19 protein-coding genes are annotated in these 23793 nt (G+C 38.9%); 8 read left to right on the top strand and 11 right to left on the bottom strand.

From position 1 onward, the window contains the following. Positions 1-29 precede the first annotated feature (29 nt). From ACYVFA_RS02970 to ACYVFA_RS02990, 5 genes are all read left to right on the top strand, one after another. Positions 30-1349 (top strand): M14 family zinc carboxypeptidase, encoded by a 1320-nt coding sequence (locus ACYVFA_RS02970; protein WP_460470304.1) that lies wholly within the window; start codon positions 30-32, stop codon positions 1347-1349. Continuing rightward, positions 1333-2106, top strand: a complete 774-nt coding sequence (locus ACYVFA_RS02975) for a peptidase associated/transthyretin-like domain-containing protein (RefSeq protein WP_460470305.1) — start codon at positions 1333-1335, stop codon at positions 2104-2106. Before ACYVFA_RS02970 ends, ACYVFA_RS02975 begins: the two co-directional genes overlap by 17 nt. Before the next feature lie 34 nt (positions 2107-2140). Continuing rightward, positions 2141-4918, top strand: coding sequence for a family 78 glycoside hydrolase catalytic domain (locus ACYVFA_RS02980; protein WP_460470306.1), 2778 nt, complete (start codon positions 2141-2143; stop codon positions 4916-4918). Between the two features lie 91 nt (positions 4919-5009). After that, a complete protein-coding gene (locus ACYVFA_RS02985) occupies positions 5010-6476 on the top strand; it encodes a Mur ligase family protein (protein WP_460470307.1) in 1467 nt (488 codons plus the stop codon). A 136-nt stretch (positions 6477-6612) separates the two neighbouring features. Then, positions 6613-8070, top strand: a complete 1458-nt coding sequence (locus tag ACYVFA_RS02990) for a serine hydrolase (RefSeq protein ID WP_460470308.1) — start codon at positions 6613-6615, stop codon at positions 8068-8070. A gap of 11 nt (positions 8071-8081) precedes the next feature. On the opposite strand, the gene ACYVFA_RS02995 is transcribed toward ACYVFA_RS02990, so the two are convergent. The 8 genes from ACYVFA_RS02995 to ACYVFA_RS03030 form a co-directional block, all read right to left on the bottom strand. Further along, positions 8082-8696: an OmpH/Skp family outer membrane protein gene (locus tag ACYVFA_RS02995; RefSeq protein ID WP_460470309.1), complete on the bottom strand. Its 615-nt coding sequence runs from the start codon at positions 8694-8696 to the stop codon at positions 8082-8084. A gap of 115 nt (positions 8697-8811) precedes the next feature. Further along, positions 8812-9882 (bottom strand): 3-isopropylmalate dehydrogenase, encoded by a 1071-nt coding sequence (gene leuB / locus ACYVFA_RS03000; protein ID WP_460470310.1) that lies wholly within the window; start codon positions 9880-9882, stop codon positions 8812-8814. Between the two features lie 325 nt (positions 9883-10207). After that, positions 10208-11725 (bottom strand): alpha-isopropylmalate synthase regulatory domain-containing protein, encoded by a 1518-nt coding sequence (locus ACYVFA_RS03005; protein ID WP_460470311.1) that lies wholly within the window; start codon positions 11723-11725, stop codon positions 10208-10210. 50 nt (positions 11726-11775) lie between these two features. Further along, a complete protein-coding gene (leuD, locus tag ACYVFA_RS03010) occupies positions 11776-12372 on the bottom strand; it encodes a 3-isopropylmalate dehydratase small subunit (protein ID WP_460470312.1) in 597 nt (198 codons plus the stop codon). A 67-nt stretch (positions 12373-12439) separates the two neighbouring features. Beyond that, entirely contained in the window at positions 12440-13840 is a 1401-nt protein-coding gene (gene leuC, locus ACYVFA_RS03015) for a 3-isopropylmalate dehydratase large subunit (RefSeq protein ID WP_460470313.1), read from the bottom strand. A 129-nt stretch (positions 13841-13969) separates the two neighbouring features. Continuing rightward, positions 13970-14812, bottom strand: coding sequence for a helix-turn-helix transcriptional regulator (locus tag ACYVFA_RS03020; protein WP_460470314.1), 843 nt, complete (start codon positions 14810-14812; stop codon positions 13970-13972). 6 nt (positions 14813-14818) lie between these two features. Beyond that, positions 14819-15574, bottom strand: coding sequence for an ABC transporter ATP-binding protein (locus ACYVFA_RS03025; RefSeq protein ID WP_460470315.1), 756 nt, complete (start codon positions 15572-15574; stop codon positions 14819-14821). A gap of 46 nt (positions 15575-15620) precedes the next feature. Continuing rightward, positions 15621-16352, bottom strand: a complete 732-nt coding sequence (locus ACYVFA_RS03030) for an MlaE family ABC transporter permease (protein ID WP_460470316.1) — start codon at positions 16350-16352, stop codon at positions 15621-15623. Positions 16353-16474: 122 nt separating this feature from the next. Here ACYVFA_RS03030 and ACYVFA_RS03035 point away from each other — a divergent pair, with 122 nt between their 5' ends. Next, complete coding sequence (locus tag ACYVFA_RS03035) at positions 16475-17182, top strand: SDR family oxidoreductase (protein ID WP_460470317.1); 708 nt, start codon at positions 16475-16477, stop codon at positions 17180-17182. Positions 17183-17264: 82 nt separating this feature from the next. On the opposite strand, the gene pdhA is transcribed toward ACYVFA_RS03035, so the two are convergent. The 3 genes from pdhA to recF form a co-directional block, all read right to left on the bottom strand. Continuing rightward, on the bottom strand, positions 17265-18281 hold the full coding sequence (pdhA, locus tag ACYVFA_RS03040) for a pyruvate dehydrogenase (acetyl-transferring) E1 component subunit alpha (RefSeq protein ID WP_460470318.1): 1017 nt from the start codon (positions 18279-18281) through the stop codon (positions 17265-17267). 221 nt (positions 18282-18502) lie between these two features. Then, on the bottom strand, positions 18503-18808 hold the full coding sequence (gene rpsJ, locus ACYVFA_RS03045) for a 30S ribosomal protein S10 (RefSeq protein ID WP_101724935.1): 306 nt from the start codon (positions 18806-18808) through the stop codon (positions 18503-18505). A gap of 172 nt (positions 18809-18980) precedes the next feature. Then, entirely contained in the window at positions 18981-20087 is a 1107-nt protein-coding gene (gene recF / locus ACYVFA_RS03050; protein ID WP_460470319.1) for a DNA replication/repair protein RecF, read from the bottom strand. Between the two features lie 135 nt (positions 20088-20222). On the opposite strand from recF, the gene ACYVFA_RS03055 reads away from it, so the two are divergent. Continuing rightward, entirely contained in the window at positions 20223-21578 is a 1356-nt protein-coding gene (locus ACYVFA_RS03055; RefSeq protein ID WP_460470320.1) for an MFS transporter, read from the top strand. A 704-nt stretch (positions 21579-22282) separates the two neighbouring features. Beyond that, entirely contained in the window at positions 22283-23791 is a 1509-nt protein-coding gene (gene atpD, locus ACYVFA_RS03060; RefSeq protein ID WP_460470321.1) for a F0F1 ATP synthase subunit beta, read from the top strand. Positions 23792-23793: the final 2 nt, after the last annotated feature.

Below are 23793 nucleotides of genomic sequence, written 5' to 3' on the forward strand. Positions count from 1 at the left end.
GTCTTCGTACTCAATAAAAGTCTAATTGTATGGTTCTTCTTCACAAACGACTTACCTTTGTCTTAACAGCTTATTTTATCTTATTTAGTATGCCAGGCTTTGCACAAATGCAGGATTTTTCAAAAGCTTTATTCGATCAGTACGAAACCTATAAGGAAATGGCCATTACCCATCGCCGCTTCAAGCATAAAGACCTTGTGCCCTTGATTCAAAAATTACCCTTTGAAAAACAGGTAGTCGGAAAATCGTTTGAAGAAAGAGATTTATACCAGATAAAATTAGGTACGGGCAAAACCAAAGTATTATTATGGTCGCAGATGCATGGCGATGAGCCAACGGCTACCATGGCATTATTAGATATATTCCGCTTTTTTCAAGCAAAAAATGATGGTTTTGATGCATTAAGACAAAGTATTTTAACTAATACTACGCTCTACTTTGTACCCATGCTCAATCCTGACGGGGCTGAACGTTACCAAAGACGCACGGCTACCGAAATAGATATGAACCGCGATGCGCTACGTTTCCAAACGCCAGAGGGAGCTTTATTGAAGAAATTGCAGGATGAGCTAAAACCTGAATTCTCGTTCAATTTGCATGATAAAAATACTCGTTACAGCGCAGGTAAAAGTAATAAACAGGCAACTGTTTCTTTCCTGGCAACGTCGTTTGATATGAATAGAAGCTGGAATCCTACCCGCATCCGGGCCATGCAGGTAATCTGTGGTATGAGTGAAGCATTGAAAAAATTTATTCCGGGGCATTTGGGGCGTTGGAATGATGAACACGAACCCCGTGCTTTTGGAGATAATGTAGCTAAATGGGGTAGCAGCTTAATTTTGATAGAGTCAGGTGGATACAAAGAGGATACGGAAAAACAGTTTATAAGAAAGCTGAATTTTGTAGCAATTCTGACAGGTTTACAGGCCATTGCTGAGCAATCGTATACACATTATCAACTGGCAACTTATGAAGAGCTACCTAATAATGACCGTTATCTATACGACTTATTGATTCGTAATGCGGAGTTTAATTATCACGGTAAAATAGTAATCAAAGATATTGCCATTGACCTGATAGAAAAAAATAGCAACAATGCCACGAGTTTTACCATAAAGAGCGTTATTGAGGATATGGGCGACCTTTCTACCTTCTGGGGTATCAAAGAAATTGATGCTACCGGACTACAGGTGAAACCTCTGGCCGATTTTCCTGACTTAATAAAGAAATACGCTTTGTCAAAAGAAGACATTCAGGATAGAGAATTGAACTTAGACGAGAAAGCAAACTTTGTATTGACGCAGGGCAACGAAGTTAAATACGTAATTTTGAATGGACAAATTAAATAGCATGCCCGGCAAAAGCCGTGTGGGTAAGTATTATTACCTTTTCTTCTTTTTACTCTTAGCAAACACCACTGTTTTTGCGCAAAACGGCTATGTATTAGGTAGAGCCATTGACAAAACCACTAAACAAGGAATTCCGTCGGCTACTGTGGTCAATAAAAATACCAAACAAATCACCAGAACCAGTGATAATGGTAATTTTCTGGTAAAAGCATCAAAAGGGGATTCTATCAAGATTTCGTCTGTCGGGTATAAAAATGCAGGTATCGCGTGGGATGGGGTAAATATGGAGCCTGTTATTGAGATGCCACAAGATGCCATTGTATTGCCGGAAGTAACCATCAAAGACCGACGTATAGAAATCATCAGAAAACAGATTGATGATTTATTGGCCGCGCCGGAAGCCTCTACTAAATTGAAATGGAAAGATATTTCTAACCTGATTACGACTAATACCTCCTCGCCTGGTGGAGGCATAGGTATTTCAATAGATGGCTTATATGACCTTTTCAGTAAAGAAGGCAAGAGCAGACGTAAACTGGAAGCGATGAAACAGGAGGATCTACGCAAGCTTCTGGTAGAATACAGATATAGTTCTGAATACGTATCTTATGTAACGAAACTAAAAGGACAGGAATTAAAAGATTTTATGAAATTCTGTAATTTGCCGGATAATTTTGTCTTGACTGCCAATGATTACGACCTGACTTTTCAGGTATTCAGATGCCTGGACGAATTTAAGCATCGCTACCGTTTTTAAACAAACCATTACACAATCCATTTATACAATGTCCATGAAAAAACTCGCGTTTTTCCTTTGCTCTATTCTATTGGTTAACTTTACCTATGCTCAGACTATCGAAAGACTTCATTGCGAATACTTCGATAATCCTATTGGTTTAGATACGCAAAAACCTCGCTTATCGTGGCAGATTAACGCTACAACTCGTGGTACCAAACAAACCGCCTACCAGATATTAGTAGCAGATACCGAAGAAAACCTGAAAAAAGATAATGGCAATGTATGGAATTCGGGCATGGTAAAATCTGACCAGTCTTTATGGATTACCTATGCCGGAAAAGCCTTGGAATCGCGCAAAAGATATTTCTGGAAAGTAAAAATATGGAATGAGAAAAATAAACCCACTATTTATAGCGAAACTGCCTGGTGGGAAATGGGACTCTTACAAACAAGCGATTGGTCGGCACATTGGATTGGGAAGAAAGGTACAGAAGGCAAGCCCCCTAAAGCAGTTGAATTACAAAAAGAATTTCAGTTAGCCAAAAGAGCCACCAGAGCTAGAATCTATGTGACAGGCCTAGGGGCATATCATCTGATATTTAATGGTAAAAAAGTCGGACAAGATGTATTGACACCCGGTTGGACAAATTATCTGAAAACGATTCATTACCAGACTTATGAAATTGATGGAGAAGACCTGACCATCGGCACAAACTTTATTACGGCAACACTTGGCAATGGCTGGTGGAGTAGTGGCTTAGGCTGGGGCGGCGGCAAATTTGCTTATAGCGAAGGGCCTTGCCGCTTGTTGTTTCAATTAGACCTAGAGTTTTATGATGGCTCCCGCCAGACTGTTATATCTGATGGTAGCTGGAAAACCCGTTTATCGCCTATCGTATCCAATTCATTATATAATGGAGAAATATACGACGGGCGACTAGAATACGGCAAGGAATGGGAGAATGCCACAATACTAGACGATTCAGAAAATAAAACCACTTTATTCGGCCCAAAACCGGAAGATAACCGCAATGATGAAGCGGAGACATTTAGCACCAAAAACACAAAGTTAATTGCCTCTGTTGCACCACAGATTCAGGTGATGCAGGAGATAAAAGCAGTGAAAATCACAGAGCCTCGCAAAGGGCATTATGTATTTGATTTTGGTCAGAACTTAGTAGGCTTTACCCATCTAAAAGTTGAGGGCAAGGCAGGAAAAGAGGTAGAAATGAAATTTGCTGAATTACTGACAGATAAAGGCTTAGCCGACCAGGCCAATTTGCGTAGCATCAGACCTACTGATAAGTATATTCTGAAAGGTTATGGTGTAGAAGAATGGGAGCCTAAATTTACCTACCATGGCTTTCGCTATTTAGAAGTTGAAGGTTTGCCTAAAAAACCGGATGAAAATACATTAATAGCAAAGGTTATTCATAATAAAGTGCCGTTTACAGGTAGTTTCACTACTTCAAACGATTTGCTCAACAGTATCTATAAGAATATTACCTGGGGGCAACGAGGGAATATGCACAGTGTGCCTACTGATTGCCCACAAAGAGATGAGCGTTTAGGCTGGATGGGAGATGCACAGATATTTGCGCCAACGGCCAGCTATATCATGCAGATGAATGGCTTTTTCGCCAAATGGGTGAGAGACATTGCTGATTCACAGCATTCATCAGGCTATGTATATGATGTAAATCCTAAAATTGTGGTAGGTGGGCCATCAAAACCTGCATGGGGAGATGCGATAGTGATTGTACCTTACCGTATGTATCAGTTTTATGGCGATAAACGCATCATTGAAGAGAATTATGAGGCGATGAAAAACTGGGTTGAATACATGAATAATCACCCGAACACCAAGAAAGACGGCATCTACTATTTTCAGGCAGGCGATTTTTATGGCTATGGCGACTGGGTACCAGTAGAGGCTTCTCCTACTAAGCCTATCGGTGGTAGCTATCAGTTTTATTCAAATAAATTATTAGCTGAAATGGCCAAAGCCATTGGCAAAACTACCGATGCTCAGAAATATGCCGATGTGGCACAAAAAGTAGCGGATAAGTATAACGAGATTTATTTTGATGCCCAAAGCAAAAACTATGAAGGCAAAACTCAGGGAGCAAACCTGATTCCGCTAAGCCTAGGCATTACAAAACCTGCCGACCGCCTGGCAGTGGCTCAAAACGTAGCGGCAAATGTAAAGGCTAAAAATGACCATTTAACCACCGGATTCCTTTCAACAGAAATGCTTTTGCCAAGCTTGAGCGATGCCGGAGAACATGAACTAGCGTATAAGGTAGCCACACAAAAAACTTATCCAAGTTGGGGTTATATGGTAGAAAAAGGCGCCACTACCATGTGGGAATTGTGGAATTCAGACACTGAAAAACCTGAAGGCATGAACTCTCGCAATCACTTTGCTTATGGTTCAATCGGAGAATGGTTTTATTCTTATCTGGCCGGTATCAAGCTCGACCCCACAAGTGCTGCATTTAAGCATTTTATCATTGCGCCAATGCCCGTGGGAGATTTGAAATGGGTAGAGTGTCAATATGAGTCAAGCTATGGCCCTATTACTTCGGGTTGGAATTTACAAGGCGCAAAATTCGTATTAAAGGTAACTGTTCCGGCCAATACATCAGCCCAGATTCAATTGCCATTATCGGGTAAAACGAATGCTATTATTAAAGAATCTGATAAATTGATATTATCAGGCAATAAAGCCCCTAAAATCAAAATTCCGGGTATTACCTTCGTAAAAATTGAAAATAACAGGGCCATCTTTGAGGTATTGAGTGGGAATTATGCCTTTTCGGTGGAATAGATAAATGACAAATCCTGTCAATCGACGGGCGGATAAATTTTATATGTAATATATTTGTCAGCAATTACCAACATCATTTCAAACATATCCTATGATCCTAAGCGACATCCTATATAAAGTATCGTTAAAAGCAGTTTCGGGCAAAACTGATATTGAAATCAACAATATCGTTTTCGATTCCCGTCAGGTAAAAGACGGCAGTCTTTTCGTAGCCATTGGAGGCACGCAGGTAGATGGACATAATTTTATCGGGAAAGCGATTGAATTAGGTGCCTCAACTATTCTTTGCGAACGCCTGCCAGAGGAATTGAACGAAAGTATAACCTATCTGCAGGTAGAAAACTCAGCTCGTACGATGGGTTTAATCGCTGCTAATTTTTATGGAAATCCATCAAAGAAATTGAAACTGGTGGGTGTAACTGGTACCAATGGCAAAACCTCAAGTGTAACCTTACTTTTCCGTTTGTTCAGAAAACTCGGCTATCGTTGTGGTTTGCTTTCTACCGTACAAAATCAGATTGATGATGATATTATCCCTTCTACCCATACGACCCCTGATTCTGTAAAAATCAATGAACTATTATACGATATGGTTCAAAAGGGAGTTAGCTATTGTTTTATGGAAGTTAGCTCTCACTCAGTAGTACAGGAACGCATTGCAGGTCTTCATTTTGCCGGAGGAATCTTTACCAATATCACCCACGACCATCTTGATTTCCACGAAACTTTTGATAATTATATAAGAGCTAAAAAAGGTTTCTTTGACCAATTACCAGCTTCAGCTTTTGCCTTGGTTAATACCGATGATAAAAATGGCAAAATCATGATTCAGAATACTGCTGCCCGCAAAGAATCTTATTCTTTAAAAAATATCGGCAGTTTCAAAGGTAAAATTCTGGCTTGTGGTTTATTTGGTCTGCAAATGGATATCGATGGCCGCGAAGTATGGTTTAAATTAATCGGTGCTTTCAACGCGTATAATCTCTTGGGAGTATATGGAGCTGCTGTTCTTTTAGGCGAAAATCCTGATGAAGTGCTGATGCAATTGTCAGACATTCAACCGCCAGCAGGTAGATTTGAGCAAGTGGTTTCACAAAATCATATTGTTGGGATTGTAGACTATGCCCATACACCTGATGCACTGAAAAACGTTCTGGAAACAATAGTAGATTTACAACAAGGCGGTAATCAGCAGATTATAACCGTAGTAGGTTGTGGAGGTAACAGAGATGCCACCAAACGCCCGATTATGGCCGAAATTGCCTGTAAATTGAGCAACCGTGTGATTCTGACATCTGATAATCCCAGAAATGAAGACCCGTTCGCTATTCTTGGGCAAATGGAGAGTGGTGTACCTATAATCTATGTCAATAAAGTACAAACGATTGAAGACAGACACCAGGCTATTTTTGAGGCAGTAAAAATCGCCCGTCCACAAGATATTATTTTAGTAGCAGGCAAAGGCCACGAAACTTATCAGGAAATCAAAGGCGTGAAACACCATTTTGATGATAAAGAGGTGCTTCAGGAAGCCTTTGATACAATCTGGAAGAAGTAGTTTTAAAATATAAAAAGCTTAAACGGGGTTTGGTATGACAATATCAAACCCCGTTTTTTTTTGTATCCTGTAACCTTCTATAAAACAGGAGGTTTCCAGAAAAATTATGAAATAGACTACTCAAAACTTATTCTGTATGAAGCTTTACCTATCATTCGCTAGCGTATCTTTTTATCTCTCAATATTTCTAGTTTCTTCGGGCATCAAAGCACAAAACAAATCTAATGAAATTGATAGATACGTTCAACAATATGTAGCGAATGACTTATTTAATGGTAATATCTTAGTCGTTCAGAATGATAAAACAGTCTTTCAGAAATCATATGGTTTTGCGAATAAAGAGTGGAATATTGCCAACGATGCAGATACAAAATTCCGGATTGGCTCAATAACCAAGCAATTCACAGCTATGCTGATTATGCAATTGAAACAGGAAGGAAAATTGAATCTTCCGGATAAAATCACTACCTATCTACCCTGGTATCCTAAAGAAAATGGCGATAAAATTACGATTCATCATTTATTGACACATGGTTCAGGCTTACCTAATTATACAGAAAGTGCCGATGCGATGAATGATATTAATACGCATAATTATTCGCCAGAAGAAATTGCTAAAAAATACTGCATCGGACAACCCAGATTTGAACCCGGAACCAAATTTGAATACTGTAATACGGATTACTTCTTGTTAGGATTAATCATAGAAACCTTAACCAACAAGCCCTATGCAGAAGTAATACATGAAAAAATACTGAATCCGGCAGGGATGAAGAATACAGGCATGGATAGTCCAAAGCAATTGGTAACGAATCGTGCTTCGGGATATACTTTTGGTTTTGATGGGTATACCAATTGCGATTATATCAATCCGGCAACGGCGACTTATGCAGCAGGAGGCTTATATTCTACTACACAAGACCTTTATTTATGGCAAAAAGCTTTATATGGCGATAAGCTGCTTTCGAAAGAGAACAGAGAAATCATGTTTACACCTAATCTGGGTAATTATGGTTATGGGCTTTACATCGTAAAAACAAAAGCAGACACCATTATCGGGCATAATGGTGGGCTACAAGGTTTTTCATCAAGTATGCTGCACTTTTCTAAAGATAAAATAACAGTCATCGTTTTTGATAATACAAGAGTAGATAAGCGTGGCAATCTAGAAAATATAACAGCGGGCGTCGTAAGTATCTTACAAAACAAAGAACCTGTTCCATTTCTAAAGTCGATGCAAGTAGCCATTATTAAGAAAATGGACAAAAGTAGTGGCGAAGAGTTGATAACATTTTATAAAAAACTAAAGGGGGAAAAAGCAGCATACGATTTCTCAAAAGCAGAGTCTTTTCTGAATAATCTAGGCTATCATTTATTACAGAAGAATCGGGTAAAAGATGCTATAGCTTTCCTGAAATTTACGACGGAGGAATATCCTGAATCTTCTAATGCCTTTGATAGCTATGGAGAGGCGTTAATGAAAGACGGGCAAAAAGATATGGCGATACAAATGTATAAGCACTCACTTGAATTGAATCCTAAAAATAATAATGCTGATGCTCAATTAAAAATCCTTGAGCATCAGCTAAAATAAAAGAGTATCTCTTATGGTTTCTTAGGCGCTGGTTTCTTTGCTGCTGGTGTAGTGGCAGCAGGAGTTACTGGTTTTTTGGGTGGTGGTGTAGTGCCCATTTTAATCAGAATAGCATCTGATAGATTGTCTCTATCATTATCGTTGGCATATAACAACACCGGAGTTGACTCTCTGTTGGCTTCATCAGGATTTCTTCTGAAAACGATTTTATATCCTTTTTCAGCAGCTACTTTCTTGGTAGCGTCTGTTACTTTATCTCGAATATCTTTGTACTTGGTCTGAATAAGGGTTTGTAGCTCTGTTTCAGCAGCACCCTGAAAATCGTCCATTGATTTTTTCAGCTCCTGCACTTCTTTTAATGAGGCATTTAAGGATTCAGTCGTAAGTCCTGTTATATCTTTTAATGACTTCTGATAGGCAGCAAATTTTTCCTGATAAGTCAAATTCTTCGCCTGCAACTGTTTTGACAATTCCTCTCGTTTAGTACCTACTTCAGTCTGTAAATCTTTTATTTCTTTCAGATTTATCATGACATAATCATCATATACATAACCGATTTTAGGAATCTGAGCAAAGGATACCTGACTAACAAGAGCGACAATCAGAACAAGAAATATCTTTTTCATTGGGAGGGTTTAAGTAATTTTTTATCAAAATTAACTAATAAATCTGATGAAAAAAAGAACACGCCACATAAGGCTTATGCGACGTGTCTATTAAATAAGAAAACGATATAAATGCTTAAATTCTCTTCAAAATTTCTTCACCGATAGCATCTGTACCCAAAATCATGTCTTTTGGTGTAGAAGCATCTGCAATATCTCCAGTGCGGAAACCTGCTTTCAATGTTTGCTCAACAGCTGAAATAATAGCTTCGCTTTCAGCTTTCAAGCCAAAAGAAATATCTAACATTAAAGCGGCTGATAGAATCGAAGCCATTGGGTTAGCTAATCCTTTACCTGTAATATCATGCGCCGAACCGTGAATTGGTTCGTAAACACCTGTGCTATCACCAACTGATGCCGAAGCCAACATACCCATTGAACCTGCAATCTGTGATGCTTCATCGGTCAATATATCACCAAAAAGGTTGGCAGTAACGACCACATCAAATTGTTTTGGATTTTTGATTAGCAACATGGCAGCTGAATCAACAAACTGATGCTCAACTGTTACTTCCGGGTATTCTTTGGCTACTTTTTGTACAGTTTCTCTCCACAAACGGCTGGTTTCTAATACGTTTGCTTTATCTACCGACATTACTTTTTTACCACGGGTCATAGCAGCATCAAAAGCTTTGCGGGCAATACGTTCTACTTCATAACGGCTGTATTCAGCAATATCGTAAGCAGTATCACCATCGTTTTTGCGGCCTTTTTCACCGAAATAGATATCTCCTGTTAATTCACGGAAAAATAGAATATCAGAACCTTTCAGAATTTCGGGTTTGATGCTTGAAGCACCTAATAGTTCATCAAATAATTTGATAGGGCGTAGGTTGGCATAAAGACCTAGTTCTTTACGCATTTTCAATAAACCTTGCTCCGGACGAACTTTGGCAGTTGGGTCATTGTCGTATTTCGGGTGACCAACGGCTCCAAAAAGTACGGCATCAGAAGCACGCATTTTTTCCAATGTTTCTGCTGGTAGTGGATCACCAGTTGCTTCGATAGCTACGTGACCGATCAGGGCTTCGTCATAAGTAAATTCATGACCGAATTTCTGAGCGATTTTTTCAACTACTTTTTTTCCAACGGCTGTTACTTCTTGCCCGATACCGTCTCCGGGAACAACTAAGATATGTTTTTTCATTTATTTTTGATTATTTTGACTCGCCTTAAAAAAGCTAAAGCTAATAGGATTTACTATTTTTTTATCCCATTTGATTAGACCTCAAAAAATAAGTGCTCTTAAATCTATGATAAAAACATCGTTAATGACACGCAACGTAGAGACAGGGCAATGCTCTGTCTCTACCAATTCAGGCATTCGATGGAACGTTTATTTCTTGAAACCTAATCAAATGGGGTCTATTGATTCAATTGCCTCCTGCTTTAGCTGGAGGATTAATAAATTGTATTCTCTTAATTGGCTTTGTCCAAATTTTGTATTGAAACTCCGTGGTTAAAACTCTATTTTAAAATTGAATCAAATTAAGCATTTTTTGAGTGGCTTTAATGGCTGAAACCGTCTGGTCAGAATCAAGGCCACGAGTTTTGAATTCTTTATTGTTATGCTCCCATGTAATGATAGTTTCACAAAGCGCATCGGTTTTACCACCAGGCGGAATACGTACAAAATAATCTGTCAGCATCGGCAAAACTACCTTCTTTTTGACATAAATCTTTTTCAACGCATTCATAAAAGCATCATACTGACCATCACCCTGTGCACTTTCTTCAAAAATATGACCATCAATTTTAACCATTAGGGTAGTAGACGGACGAAGATTTTTTGAGTGAGTTAGCACATAGTTGATAACTTCTACCCTTTCTTCAATAGCATTAGAATCTAACACATCAGAAATAATATAAGGTAAGTCTTCTTTAGTAACCACCTCTTTTCTATCTCCCAATTCAATGATACGCTGCGTAACTTTCTTTAAATCCTCCTGAGAGAGTTTAATCCCCAATTCTTGAAGATTCTTCTCAATATTAGCTTTACCAGAAGTTTTACCTAAAGCATATTTACGGGTACGCCCGAAGCGTTCGGGCATCAGATCATTGAAATAAAGGTTATTTTTATTATCACCATCTGCATGAATACCTGCCGTTTGAGTAAATACATTCTCCCCTACTACCGGTTTATTCACAGGCACACTAAACCCTGAAAATGTTTCTACAATTTTACTGATCGAATACAGAGATTCTTCCACAACAGAGGTTTCTATCTCGGGGAAGAAATCATTCAATACAGCAATAGTACTGGCTAAAGGGGCATTGCCAGTTCTTTCGCCCATACCATTTACAGTCAGATGTAAGCCTTTAGCTCCTGCTTTGATAGCCTCCATCACATTGGCTACGCTTAAATCGTAGTCATTGTGCGCATGAAAATCAAAATGTGTATTGGGGTAACGCTGAACTATAGCGTATATAAATTCAAACGATTCTTTAGGGGTTAATACGCCTAAAGTATCTGGTAAAAGCACCCGTTCAATCGGTTGTTGAGTAAGAAAATCCAGGTATTGAAACACATAGTCAGGAGAATTTCTCATGCCGTTGCTCCAATCTTCCAGATAAACATTGCATTTGATTCCCTGCGATTTTGCTAAGGCAATTACCTGTGCTATTTCTGCAAAATGCTGTTCTGGTGTTTTTTTAAGCTGATGGGTCAGATGATTCAATGAGCCTTTAGTCAGCAGGTTCATTACCCTAGCACCTGCTTCCAGCATCCATTTTACCGAAGTATCTCCATCAACAAAGGTTAGTACCTCTATTTTATCCAACAATCCGTTTTCCGCTGCCCATGAAGTGATTTTTTTTACTGCCTGAAACTCACCATCCGATACCCTTGCAGAAGCCACCTCCAGGCGATCAACTTTTACTTCTGTTAATAATATCTGAGCAATGGTTAGTTTCTCGCTGGAAGAAAAAGACACTCCGCTGGTCTGTTCGCCATCGCGGAGTGTTGTATCCATTATTTCTATATATTTCATTTTGCTGTTGCTTAAAGCAGTGGTTTTGTTGTCTCCTTTATGAGTTATTCTTAATAGAGACTTGCCTCAGCAAATGTTTTTATCTCGCTTTTCATGGCTTGCAGATAATCAATATCATCGTAGCCATTAAGCATATTATGTTTTTTGTATCCGTTGATAGCAAAACTTTCGTTTTCACCTGTCGATAAGATAGTAATCGTTTGCTCAGGTAGGTTTACTTCTAATTCTGCTTTCGGGTCAGCTTCTATCGCTTTGAAGATTTTGTCCAGAAACTCAGGACTTACCTGTACCGGCAATAAACCAATGTTGATAGAGTTTCCTTTGAAAATATCGGCAAAGAAACTAGACACCACACAACGGAAACCGTAATCGTAGATAGCCCAGGCAGCATGCTCACGGCTTGAACCACTCCCGAAGTTACGGCCACCTACAAGGATTTTACCGGAATAAATCGGGTTATTCAATACGAAATCCTGTTTTGGGGTATCATCACCATTATAACGCCAGTCTCTGAATAAGTTATCGCCGAAGCCTTCACGTTTGGTTGCTTTTAAAAAACGTGCAGGGATAATCTGGTCAGTATCTACGTTTTCGATAGGCATAGGTACTGCTGTGCTCGTAAGCACGGTAAATTTATCGTAAGCCATTTGTCGTAATATTTTTGAGCCAATGCAAATCCCGTTGAAGCACTTGCATTGAGCAGTAAGTTAATGTTTAGATTAATTCTCTTGGGTCAGTTACTTTACCTGTAACAGCGGCAGCGGCAGCTACTAATGGACTAGCCAATAAAGTACGTGCGCCTGGTCCCTGGCGACCTTCGAAATTACGGTTTGAGGTAGATACCGCATATTTACCTGCAGGAATCTTGTCGTCGTTCATAGCCAGACAAGCCGAACAACCTGGTTGACGTAATTCGAATCCGGCTTCGTTCAAGATATCTAAAATTCCCTCTTCTTTAATTTGCGACTCTACAATATGAGAACCCGGTACTAACCATGCCGTTACGTTATCTGCTTTTTTACGTCCTTTTACAATAGATGCAAAAGCACGGAAGTCTTCAATACGACCATTGGTACAGCTTCCTAAGAAAACGTAGTCGATTGGTTTACCAACAATCTGCTCATTTTCTGCAAAGCCCATATAACCCAATGATTTTTTGTAGCTGGCTTCACCATCTTTTACCTGATTAGCCAATGGGATATTTTGAGAGATACCAGTACCTAAGCCAGGGTTTGTACCATAAGTGATTTGTGGTTCAATATCCGCGGCATCGAAATTATATTCTAAATCGAATGTTGCGCCTTCTTCTGTTGGTAAGGTTTTCCAGTAAGCTACTGCTTTGTCCCATGCTTCACCTTTTGGTGCTAATTCTCTTCCTTTCAAATAAGCAAATGTCGTTTCATCAGGAGCAATCATGCCACCTCTGGCACCCATTTCGATAGACATATTACAAACCGTCATACGACCTTCCATCGACATATTTTTGAATACATCTCCAGCATATTCTACAAAATAACCTGTTGCACCTGCAGCAGATAATTGAGCAATAATATATAAAGTTACGTCCTTAGGCATTACCGCAGCACCTAATTTGCCATTAATCGTCACACGCATTTTCTTAGGTTTAGGTTGCATGATACATTGCGAAGAAAGTACCATTTCAACCTCTGAGGTACCAATACCAAAGGCAATTGCGCCAAAAGCACCATGCGTAGAGGTATGAGAGTCACCACACACAATCGTCATACCCGGTTGAGTGATACCATTTTCTGGTCCAACTACGTGTACGATACCATTTTTTGCATGCCCTAAACCCCAGTGAGAAATACCGTATTTAGCAGTATTCGTTTCTAATGCTTTTAACTGGTTAGCTGAAAGCGGGTCTGCCACCGGGAGGTGTTGGTTGATAGTTGGCGTATTGTGGTCGGCAGTAGCAAATGTACGTTCAGGGAATAATACATTGATTCCTCTGGTTTCAAGGCCAAGGAAAGCTACCGGGCTGGTTACTTCATGAATAAAGTGACGGTCGATGAAGAATACATCTGGACCATCTTCGATTTTACGCACAACGTGAGCGTCCCATACTTTGTCGAATAGTGATTTTGGTGTTGACATTTTATATTTAAGCGTTTTTTTCTGTTAGTGTATAGGCCAAATCCTTTTACGGAAATTGAACAATACAAAATTGAGTATAAAAACTCAATAAGGATTAACGAAATACGCCCAAAAAATAGTGTTTTTAGCTCAATGGTTTTTCTTGGGCGTAAAACCGTATTTTTCTTTGAATGCTTTGATGAAGTGAGAAACGCTCTCGTAGCCTATTTCAAGACTTATTTCAGAGACGTTTTTAGAAGTGTTTTGTAAAAGAAAAGAAGCATATTCCAGCCGTTTGTTTTTTATCCAGGCTGCGGGAGAAGTATTAAATTGTTGCTCAAAATCTCTTTTGAATACCGAAAGGCTTCTGCCGGAAATACGGGCTAATTCTTCAATTGATAAAGGTTTCAGATAATAGGTTTCAAGCAAATAGCCCAAATCTATTTTTTGCCCCTGATATATCTTGAACAATGTTCGTTTAAATTGATTGCTGCGGTCGAGTTCTAGTAGGTGAAGCATCAATTCGGTGAATTTCAGTTTTAGAAACTGATTCATCAGATTAGTTCTGGCGCTGAAAAAAGGGATTAATGAATCGACGAATTTGTCGAAGTTTTCTGTGCTTTCTAAACTTAATATCTGTTCAAATGGCCCCTCGGTTGCATCTTCAAATAGAGAGAGGTTTTGCGCAACAAATTCTTTTAGCAGATTTTCGGGAAAGAAAAAAACAAGGCTACGGTAATTGGTATCAATCGATTCATTCATCGAATAACAACCTCGCTGAAAGAAAAGAATCTGCCCTTTTTGTACATGAATATCCTGTGTAGGAGAAATAAACTTCTTTTCGCCTTCCAAGACATAAACAATGGCATGTTCTTCAAAAAAAATTTCATTACGAGATGGATAGACATTATTGCGATAGGCTACGAATGTCATATCCTGAATCTTTAATGATTCAAACTCATTAGAACTGATGGAAGAAGGAACCCGAAGCATGGCTAACTAACGTTTTTCAGCCCTCATTTTCATCAAGGCTTTATTTGAGAAAACGAATTCTTCTAATTCCGGCACGGTAGTGTCGAGTATAGTCTGGCTATTGCCCTCCCATAATTTCTTACCTTTATAAAGAAACATAATGTAATCACCAATTGAGAGTACAGAGTTCATATCGTGCGTAATGATAACCGTAGTTGTGCCATATTCTTCTGTTATCTCTTTAATTAGCTCATCAATTTTGATAGAGGTAAGTGGGTCAAGGCCAGAGTTGGGCTCATCACAAAACAGATATTTCGGGTTCATGACAATTGCCCGCGCAATACCAACCCGTTTTTTCATACCACCAGATATTTCAGAAGGCATACGGCTGCCTGTTCCCTCCAAACCTACACGCTGCAAACAAAACTCCACTCGGTCTTTCTTTTCGCTTTCCGGCATTTCAGTAAGCATATCCAATGGAAACTGGATATTCTGATGTACTGTCTGCGAATCAAATAATGCCCCCCCTTGAAAGAGTACACCCATTTCACGACGAATCGTTTTCTTTTCTTCTTCTTCGCCTATATAGAAATCACGGCCATCATAAAGCGTAGCACCGAGTTCCGGGCGCACCAGATCGAGCATACATTTCAGCAATACACTCTTTCCTGTACCACTGGCGCCAATCACGAGGCTCGTCTGACCTTTTTTAAATACACCACTAACATTATCTAATATCTTACGGTCGTTGAAAGACTTCGAAATGTGTTTGATTTCTATCATATAATCTACTATCTTCTGATTTGACTTTAACTATAAAACCGACATTCTACGTTAATAATTCTGCCAATAAGTAATCGGCTATTAAAACCGCGATACAGCTATTTGTTACGGCAGCAGTACTCGCCTGCCCTACTTCCAATGCCCCACCACTGGTATAATAACCTTTAAAAGCCGAGATAGTAGAAATAAGGAAACCAAATACGAAGGCTTTGATAATAGCTATGAAAACATTAAAAGGAATAAACGAGTATCGGATACCGTAGATATAATCTTCCGGAGTAATAATGCCTGTTAAAGTTCCTGCCAGATAACCACCCATAATACCTAAGAAGCCGGAGAGTATAGCTAATAAAGGAAAGGTAAAAATAGAAGCTAAGAGTTTAGGTAATACCAGATAAGAAGCTGAATTGATACCCATTACTTCCAAAGCATCAATTTGCTCCGTAATTTTCATCGTTCCTAATTCGCCTGCAATATTAGACCCCACTTTTCCGGCCAATACCACACACATAAATGTTGAAGAAAGTTCGAGGAGGGTCATATCCCGCACGATATTACTTACAATGTATACGGGTATTAACGGGCTTACTAAGTTTGCCCGGGTTTGCACGCAGGTTACCGCACCGATAAAAATCGCTACGATAGCCACAATAAAAATAGAACTAATACCAATATTTAAACATTCGTCTAAAAACCTATTCCAGTATACTCTGAACGTCTCTCGTCTGGTAAATAGTTTTCCCAGAAATATTAAATACCTTCCTACAATAGAAAACATAATTTTAAGCTAAGTTTTTAACGATATTTGCAAAGATAAGCAATTGTTTAATAACGCATTTTAGTTGATGAATTTATATTCAAAAACCAATCCAATCATAAAAATCAATAAATAACCAGATAATGAGCCAGAAACTAATAGTTGTTACAGGAGGTACAAGAGGAATTGGCCGGGCAATCATTAAAATATTTGCCAGAAACGGGTTTGACATAATAGCATCCGCCCGTAAAAGAAAAGATTTGCAAGAATTGCAGAGTTTCATCAATACTGAATTTAAAGTTAACTGCTTCACCTATGCGGCTGATCTGGCTAAAAAAGAACAAGTAGTCGGCTTGGTAAATTTTATTTACTCTCTTAACCGACCTGTTGATATTCTGGTAAATAATGCTGGTAACTTTATTCCCGGGAATATTTATGAGGAAGAAGATGGCGTATTAGAAAATCTTATTGAAACCAATCTTTATAGTGCTTATCATCTGACACGGGGCTTGGTAAAAGGCATGATTGCACAAAAAAACGGACATATATTTAATATGTGTTCGGTGGCAAGCCTGATGGCTTATCCGAATGGCGGATCCTATAGTATTTCTAAATTTGCCTTATTGGGTTTTAGTAAGGGCTTAAGAGAAGAAATGAAACCATACAATATAAAGGTTACCTCGATTATGCCCGGAGCAGTATTAACTGATAGTTGGGCAGGCGTAGATATTCCGGAAGAAAGATTTATGAGTGCGGATGATGTAGCTAAAACTATCTGGACAGCTTATAATTTATCGGATAGTGCCGTGATTGAGGAGATTGTGATGCGACCGCAGAAAGGGGATTTATAATTCGGAAGACGATTAAAAAATCGTTATAAACAACAAAAGCCAGCTCTGACGCTGGCTTTTGAATATATGAATTACCAATAAACTATTCTCTCAAGAAAGGATAATCCGACTGCACATAAATATCATCAAATGCAGTTTCTGCTTTAGGGAATGGAGATTCTTCAGCAAATTTCACGGCTTCTTCTACCTTCGCTTTCACACGGTTGTCGATTTCTTCCAATTCTGCTTCTGTAGCAATACCATTCTTTAAAATACGATCTTTGCAAAGTTCCAATGGGTCACGGCTTTTCCACTCTTCCACTTCGTCTTTTGTACGGTATTTTTGTGGGTCAGACATTGAGTGTCCACGGAAACGATACGTTTTGAACTCTAAGAAAGTTGGGCCTTCGCCTGATCTTGCACGATCAGCCGCACGTTTTACGGCTTCGTGTACCATTTCAACGTCCATCGCGTCAACTGGCTCTGCCGGCATATCGTAAGACTCGCCGATAGTATACAACTCTCTTACGTTAGATGTACGAGCTACAGAAGTACCCATCGCATAACCGTTGTTTTCAACAATGAAAATAACCGGTAATTTCCAGGTCATCGCCATATTGAAAGCTTCGTGTAAAGCTCCCTGACGAACGGCACCATCACCAAAATAACACATACAAATGTTTTGTGTGCCTTTATATTTTTCAGCGAAAGCGATGCCTGCACCTAAAGGAATCTGCGCACCTACGATACCATGACCACCGATAAAGTTTTTCTCTTTATCAAAAATGTGCATCGAGCCACCCTTGCCTTTGGTTGTACCTGTTTCTTTACCATAGAGTTCGGCCATTATTTTATTAGGGTCTGTACCTAATGCTAATGGATGACCATGATCTCTATAAGCAGTAATCCACTTATCGTCTTTAGTTAAGGCTGAAACCGCTCCTGAAGAACAAGCTTCCTGCCCGATATATAAGTGACAAAATCCACGAATCTTTTGCTGACCATACAACTGTCCGGCTTTTTCTTCAAATTTTCTTTGAAGATACATAGACTCGTACCAATACATATATGTTTCCTTGCTGTATTTTACCTTTGGTGCTTTTTCTTTCGTAGCTGCCATCTGAATCTATTTTGCTTAAAATTTATAAATGCTTTTTTGCTTAGATGACAGCAAATTTAGGAATTAAATCATTATGGATGAAAAATATTGAGATATTCTATTGATTTATGTAGGCAATTCAGGCGAATTAGTGCATTAATTTTTTCTAAATTCTACCGGAAAGGCATAAAAAAAGCCTCTGAACAAATCCAGAGGCCTCTCACATCAGTATTAAGAGATAACTATACTTTGATCTCTACGTCAACACCACTTGGTAATTCCAATTTCATCAACGCGTCAACAGTTTTCGGGCTAGCCGAGTAAATGTCGATCAGACGTTTGTAAGTACATAACTGGAACTGCTCACGTGATTTTTTGTTAACGTGCGGAGAACGTAGTACAGTGAAGATTTCTTTGCGAGTAGGCAATGGAATTGGTCCGCTTACAACGGCTCCTGTAGATTTTACAGCCTTCACAATTCTCTCAGCCGATTTGTCCACTAAGTTGTGGTCAAATGACTTTAATTTGATTCTGATTTTTTGTGACATTGGTTCAAAGATTTTTAGATGAACCCCTCCGAAAGAACCATTTGCTTCAGAAAAGGGGCAAAAAATACGTCGATTTTTTCAACGCGGGTGCAAAGGTAAGAAAAATTTTGGAAAAAGAAGAATGGAGAAAGAAAAAAGTGAAATAAAAAGGTGAGAAATAAGCGATTACAATTTATGAATTGACAGTCTTATGTTCCGGTGTAATCCTAAAATATTTCACCTCAGCTTTCACCTCCTCTAAAATCTTTTGTGTCCTTTCAGGGCGAGCATCCGTAATAAACACCTGTCCGAAAGTATGGTTATTAATACTTTCTACCAGACTATGAATTCTTCTATCATCCAGCTTATCGAAAATATCATCTAATAGCAGAATCGGCTTGGTCTCTCTCAATGTTTCAATCATTTCGAATTGAGCCAAACGAAGCGCCATCACAAATGATTTCTGTTGACCTTGTGAGCCAAATTTTTTGATAGGATACGTATCAATCTCAAATATATAATCATCCTTATGAATCCCTTTGGTTGTTCGTTGCGCTCTTACATCCGTTTGTCTGTTCAGGCGGAACTCCTGTGGAAACTCACCGCTTGCTACCTCAGATTCATAAATAATCTCTACTTCTTCCCTGCCATCGCTGATAATTGAATAGTGTTTCTTGAATATCGGCAGAAAACTATCTATAAAGTTTCTTCTTTGTTTATAAATACGTAAAGCTAATTTTACCAAAGGGTCAGAGTAGGTATCCAGTAAATCCTGGTCGATGAAGTTTCGCTCAGCAAATATTTTCAGCAAACTGTTTCTTTGCTCTAAAATGCGGTTGTATTGCTGATAGTCATTCAGGTACTCATTATCCATCTGTGAGAGTACACCATCAAAAAAGCGTCTTCTTTCGTCGCTTCCTTCTTTTATGAGTTCAGTATCATCCGGCGCAATCAACACTACTGGAAATTGACCGATATGGTCAGAAATCCGCTCGTAAGGTTTCTTTTCGTGCATTAGTATTTTACGCTGACCACGTTGAATAGAGCAGGTAATCTGATGGGTGCGGTTGTTTTTTTTGAAAATCCCATCAATCAGCATAAACTCGGTATCATGATTGATATTGTGTGCATCCTGGTGATGGATAGAGCTTTTGCTAAGGGCAAGAAAATAGATGGCATCGAGCAGATTGGTTTTTCCACTTCCATTTTCACCAACAATACAGTTTACTTGTGGAGAGAAATTAAAAGAGGCTTCTTCGTAATTTTTAAAATTAGAGAGATAGATTTTTTCTAAAAACATTCTGCGAGTTTCAATGACCAATATTTAACGCTATGGAGACTATTTATTCCTTAACAATCCGTACTACGAAATTACGAAATTTTTCCCAAATTTTTACTTTATTTGTACTCAGACATTAACTTAACCTATGCACTTATGAACAAAAACACCCTCCTTTATTTCATTGCTGCCGTAGCCGCTACCGGCGGACTCTTATTTGGTTTCGATACAGGCGTTATCAATGTAGCGCTTCCTTCATTGAGAGCACAATTTAAATTTGACGAACAAACAGAGGGCTGGATTGTAGGCGCTGTTTTAGCAGGTGGTATGCTAGGTCCTTTTATCAGCGGGCCTTTAACCGATATTTTAGGTAGAAAGAAAATAAACGTTGTTGCTTCTTTGGTCTTCATATTGGGCTCTGTTATTACCGCTGTTGCACCGAGTATTGCCTTTCTTATTATTGGTCGCTTATTTCTGGGCTTAGCCATTGGTATTGTAGCTTCTACTGTGCCCTTATATCTGGCCGAAATTGCCCCGACCAATATGCGAGGGCGACTAGTAACTTTCTTTCAACTGGCTATTACATTGGGTATTCTGCTTTCTTTTGTAGTAGGTTATTTCTTTGCTGAGCATGCAGATGGTTGGAGAAGTATGTTCTGGGCAGGTTTTGTTCCGGCTGCTATCTTGTTTCTGGGTATGTTATTCGTACCTGAAAGTCCTCGCTGGCTCATTACCAAAGGGCGGGAAAAAGAAGCGCTTGAGGTATTGAATCGCTTGCGTGACCCCGATCAGGCTAAACACGAAGTTGCTCAAACCAAGAGAGTGATAGAAAACGAAAAGCATAATAAAGGCAGTTGGAAAATGCTATTCAGCAAACGTCTGCGTACGCCTTTATTTATTGCCATTGGTATTTTCTTTATTCAGCAGTTTTCAGGGATTAATGCGATTATTTATTTCTCGACTGATATTTTCAAAAAAGTATTTCCCGAAGGTAATATCGCGGCTCTGGCTACGGTTGGAGTTGGGATAACTAATTCAATCGCTACAGTATTTGCCATTATGTTTTTAGATAGATGGGGACGGAAACCACTTCTTTATACGGGACTTATTGGTACGGCAATTTGCCTTTCTACTGTCGGATTAGCTTTCTTCCTGAAGGATTCCTTAAATCCAGGCTTGCAACAGATTATGTTAGTAGGTGGAGTATATACCTATATTATTTTCTTTGCCATTAGCTTAGGGCCTTTAGGCTGGTTATTGATTTCGGAGATTTATCCATTAAAAATCAGAGGGTTTGCTTCAAGTATGGGTAGTTTCAACCACTGGGTTTTTGATTTTTGTGTAGCTTATACCTTCCCGATTATGGCGGCGACCTCTTTAGGTACTAATGGCGGCATATTTGGTATTTATGCAGTAGTAGTAGTTTTAGGCCTACTTTTCGCCAAATTTATTGTTTTTGAAACTAAAGGCATGAGTCTGGAAGATATTGAAGAGAAATGGAAATATAGTTGAACTTAAAAGAAGACTGATGGTTTCAAGATGTAAAAAAGAGATTTACAAGAAATGAAATATTTAAGCATCAAATATTTAAAAAAGTATTTTATACTGGTTTTAAATATTATTTCACTTTGTGGAGTGTATGATGGCATCCATTATATACTTATCCATTATTATCAAATACAAATATTTAACATACCTGGTAGTTTTCCTGTAATTTGTTGGTTATTATCTTATTTTATTATTCCTTTTTTAATGTATTATTATACTCTAAAAAAGGAGATGTTAATGAAGATACCCGGTATAATTTATCTATTTTTTTGGATTGGAAATCTATGGCTGTTTTATAATACTGCTTTGCAAAAGTAGTATTATAATTTAATTGTTTGATTTATTCTTCGCTATAAGCAACCGTACCTTTTTTACGTTATATTTTAATTCAGCTTTAATACACCCTTCTTTCACAAGCCAGGAGACTACTAATAGTGTTTCTTGGCTTGTTTATCTAGTAAATTCTCCGTTTTATACCAAAATAATATTCTACTTTTATTAATAATATTGTCCTGAAACAGGGGGGCTATCTAAAAAAAATACAAAATCCTTGCGTAAGATTTTGCTTTTGCAAATCAGAAGTATTAATTTTGCGTCCCAAAACGGGATGGTAATGTTTTCATGCCTCATTTCGTTTCAATCTATCTAAATTTTAAAATACTCCATAAATGGCTAATATTGGTAAAATCTCACAAATTATCGGCCCCGTGGTTGACGTGAGCTTTGAGGGTAAAGATTCTTTTATCCCCCCTATTCTTGACGCCTTGTCAGTAGAAAAGGCAAATGGTCAGAAAGTTATCCTTGAAGTACAACAACACCTTGGCGAAGACCGCGTTCGTACTATTGCGATGGACGGAACAGAAGGTTTACAACGTGGAATGAATGTCACTCACCTTGGATCACCGATCACTATGCCAACAGGCGATGCGATCAAAGGTCGTTTGTTTAACGTAGTTGGTGAAGCGATTGACGGTTTACCACAAGTTACTACTCCGGGTATGTCAATCCACCGTGCGGCACCGAAATTTGAAGAATTAGCAACTTCAACTGAAGTTCTTTTTACTGGTATTAAAGTAATTGACCTTCTTGCCCCTTACGTAAAAGGTGGTAAAATCGGTTTGTTTGGTGGTGCGGGTGTAGGTAAAACCGTATTGATTCAGGAGTTAATTAACAATATTGCCAAAGCTTACGCAGGTCTTTCAGTATTTGCCGGTGTAGGTGAGCGTACACGTGAAGGTAATGACCTGCTTCGTGAGATGATTGAATCTGGTATCGTGAAATACGGTGACGCATTCAAACACTCAATGGAAGAAGGTGGCTGGGATTTGAGCGTAGTAGATAAAGAAGCTTTGAAAGATTCACAAGCAACGTTTATCTTCGGTCAGATGAATGAGCCTCCGGGAGCACGTGCACGTGTAGCTTTATCGGGTCTTACAGTTGCGGAACACTTCCGTGATGGAGATGGCGAAGGCAAAGGTCGTGATATTCTTTTCTTTATCGATAATATCTTCCGCTTTACCCAAGCTGGTTCAGAGGTATCTGCCCTTTTAGGTCGTATGCCATCTGCGGTAGGTTACCAACCAACATTGGCAACCGAAATGGGTAACATGCAAGAGCGTATCGCGTCTACCAAACGTGGTTCAATTACATCAGTACAAGCGGTATATGTACCTGCCGATGACTTGACTGACCCTGCTCCTGCAACAACCTTTACCCACTTAGATGCTACTACTGTATTAAGCCGTAAAATCTCTGAGTTGGGTATCTATCCTGCCGTGGATCCACTAGATTCATCTTCACGTATTCTTTCTGCTGCTGTATTGGGCGACGCTCACTATAACACAGCACAACGTGTAAAAAACATTTTACAACGTTATAAAGAGTTACAAGATATCATCGCTATCCTTGGTTTGGAAGAGCTATCAGAAGAAGATAAATTAATCGTATCTCGTGCACGTCGTGTACAACGTTTCTTATCTCAACCATTCTTCGTAGCTGAACAGTTTACAGGTTTAAAAGGCGTATTGGTTGATATCAACGATACAATCAAAGGCTTTAACGCAATTATGGACGGCCACCACGACAATCTTCCTGAATCAGCTTTCAACCTGGTTGGAACAATTGAAGATGCCGTTGTGAAAGGCGAAAAATTGATTGCAGAAGCGAACAAACAATAATC

Source organism: Emticicia fontis (assembly GCF_054779675.1).

Excerpts from the sequence above, each read along its gene's own strand:
- ACYVFA_RS02970 (WP_460470304.1), top strand. The coding sequence starts at position 30 with ATGGTTCTTCTTCACAAACGACTTACCTTTGTCTTAACAGCTTATTTT.
- ACYVFA_RS02975 (WP_460470305.1), top strand. The coding sequence starts at position 1,333 with ATGGACAAATTAAATAGCATGCCCGGCAAAAGCCGTGTGGGTAAGTAT.
- ACYVFA_RS02980 (WP_460470306.1), top strand. The coding sequence starts at position 2,141 with ATGAAAAAACTCGCGTTTTTCCTTTGCTCTATTCTATTGGTTAACTTT.
- ACYVFA_RS02985 (WP_460470307.1), top strand. The coding sequence starts at position 5,010 with ATGATCCTAAGCGACATCCTATATAAAGTATCGTTAAAAGCAGTTTCG.
- ACYVFA_RS02990 (WP_460470308.1), top strand. The coding sequence starts at position 6,613 with ATGAAGCTTTACCTATCATTCGCTAGCGTATCTTTTTATCTCTCAATA.
- ACYVFA_RS02995 (WP_460470309.1), bottom strand. The coding sequence starts at position 8,696 with ATGAAAAAGATATTTCTTGTTCTGATTGTCGCTCTTGTTAGTCAGGTA.
- leuB (WP_460470310.1), bottom strand. The coding sequence starts at position 9,882 with ATGAAAAAACATATCTTAGTTGTTCCCGGAGACGGTATCGGGCAAGAA.
- ACYVFA_RS03005 (WP_460470311.1), bottom strand. The coding sequence starts at position 11,725 with ATGAAATATATAGAAATAATGGATACAACACTCCGCGATGGCGAACAG.
- leuD (WP_460470312.1), bottom strand. The coding sequence starts at position 12,372 with ATGGCTTACGATAAATTTACCGTGCTTACGAGCACAGCAGTACCTATG.
- leuC (WP_460470313.1), bottom strand. The coding sequence starts at position 13,840 with ATGTCAACACCAAAATCACTATTCGACAAAGTATGGGACGCTCACGTT.
- ACYVFA_RS03020 (WP_460470314.1), bottom strand. The coding sequence starts at position 14,812 with ATGCTTCGGGTTCCTTCTTCCATCAGTTCTAATGAGTTTGAATCATTA.
- ACYVFA_RS03025 (WP_460470315.1), bottom strand. The coding sequence starts at position 15,574 with ATGATAGAAATCAAACACATTTCGAAGTCTTTCAACGACCGTAAGATA.
- ACYVFA_RS03030 (WP_460470316.1), bottom strand. The coding sequence starts at position 16,352 with ATGTTTTCTATTGTAGGAAGGTATTTAATATTTCTGGGAAAACTATTT.
- ACYVFA_RS03035 (WP_460470317.1), top strand. The coding sequence starts at position 16,475 with ATGAGCCAGAAACTAATAGTTGTTACAGGAGGTACAAGAGGAATTGGC.
- pdhA (WP_460470318.1), bottom strand. The coding sequence starts at position 18,281 with ATGGCAGCTACGAAAGAAAAAGCACCAAAGGTAAAATACAGCAAGGAA.
- rpsJ (WP_101724935.1), bottom strand. The coding sequence starts at position 18,808 with ATGTCACAAAAAATCAGAATCAAATTAAAGTCATTTGACCACAACTTA.
- recF (WP_460470319.1), bottom strand. The coding sequence starts at position 20,087 with ATGTTTTTAGAAAAAATCTATCTCTCTAATTTTAAAAATTACGAAGAA.
- ACYVFA_RS03055 (WP_460470320.1), top strand. The coding sequence starts at position 20,223 with ATGAACAAAAACACCCTCCTTTATTTCATTGCTGCCGTAGCCGCTACC.
- atpD (WP_460470321.1), top strand. The coding sequence starts at position 22,283 with ATGGCTAATATTGGTAAAATCTCACAAATTATCGGCCCCGTGGTTGAC.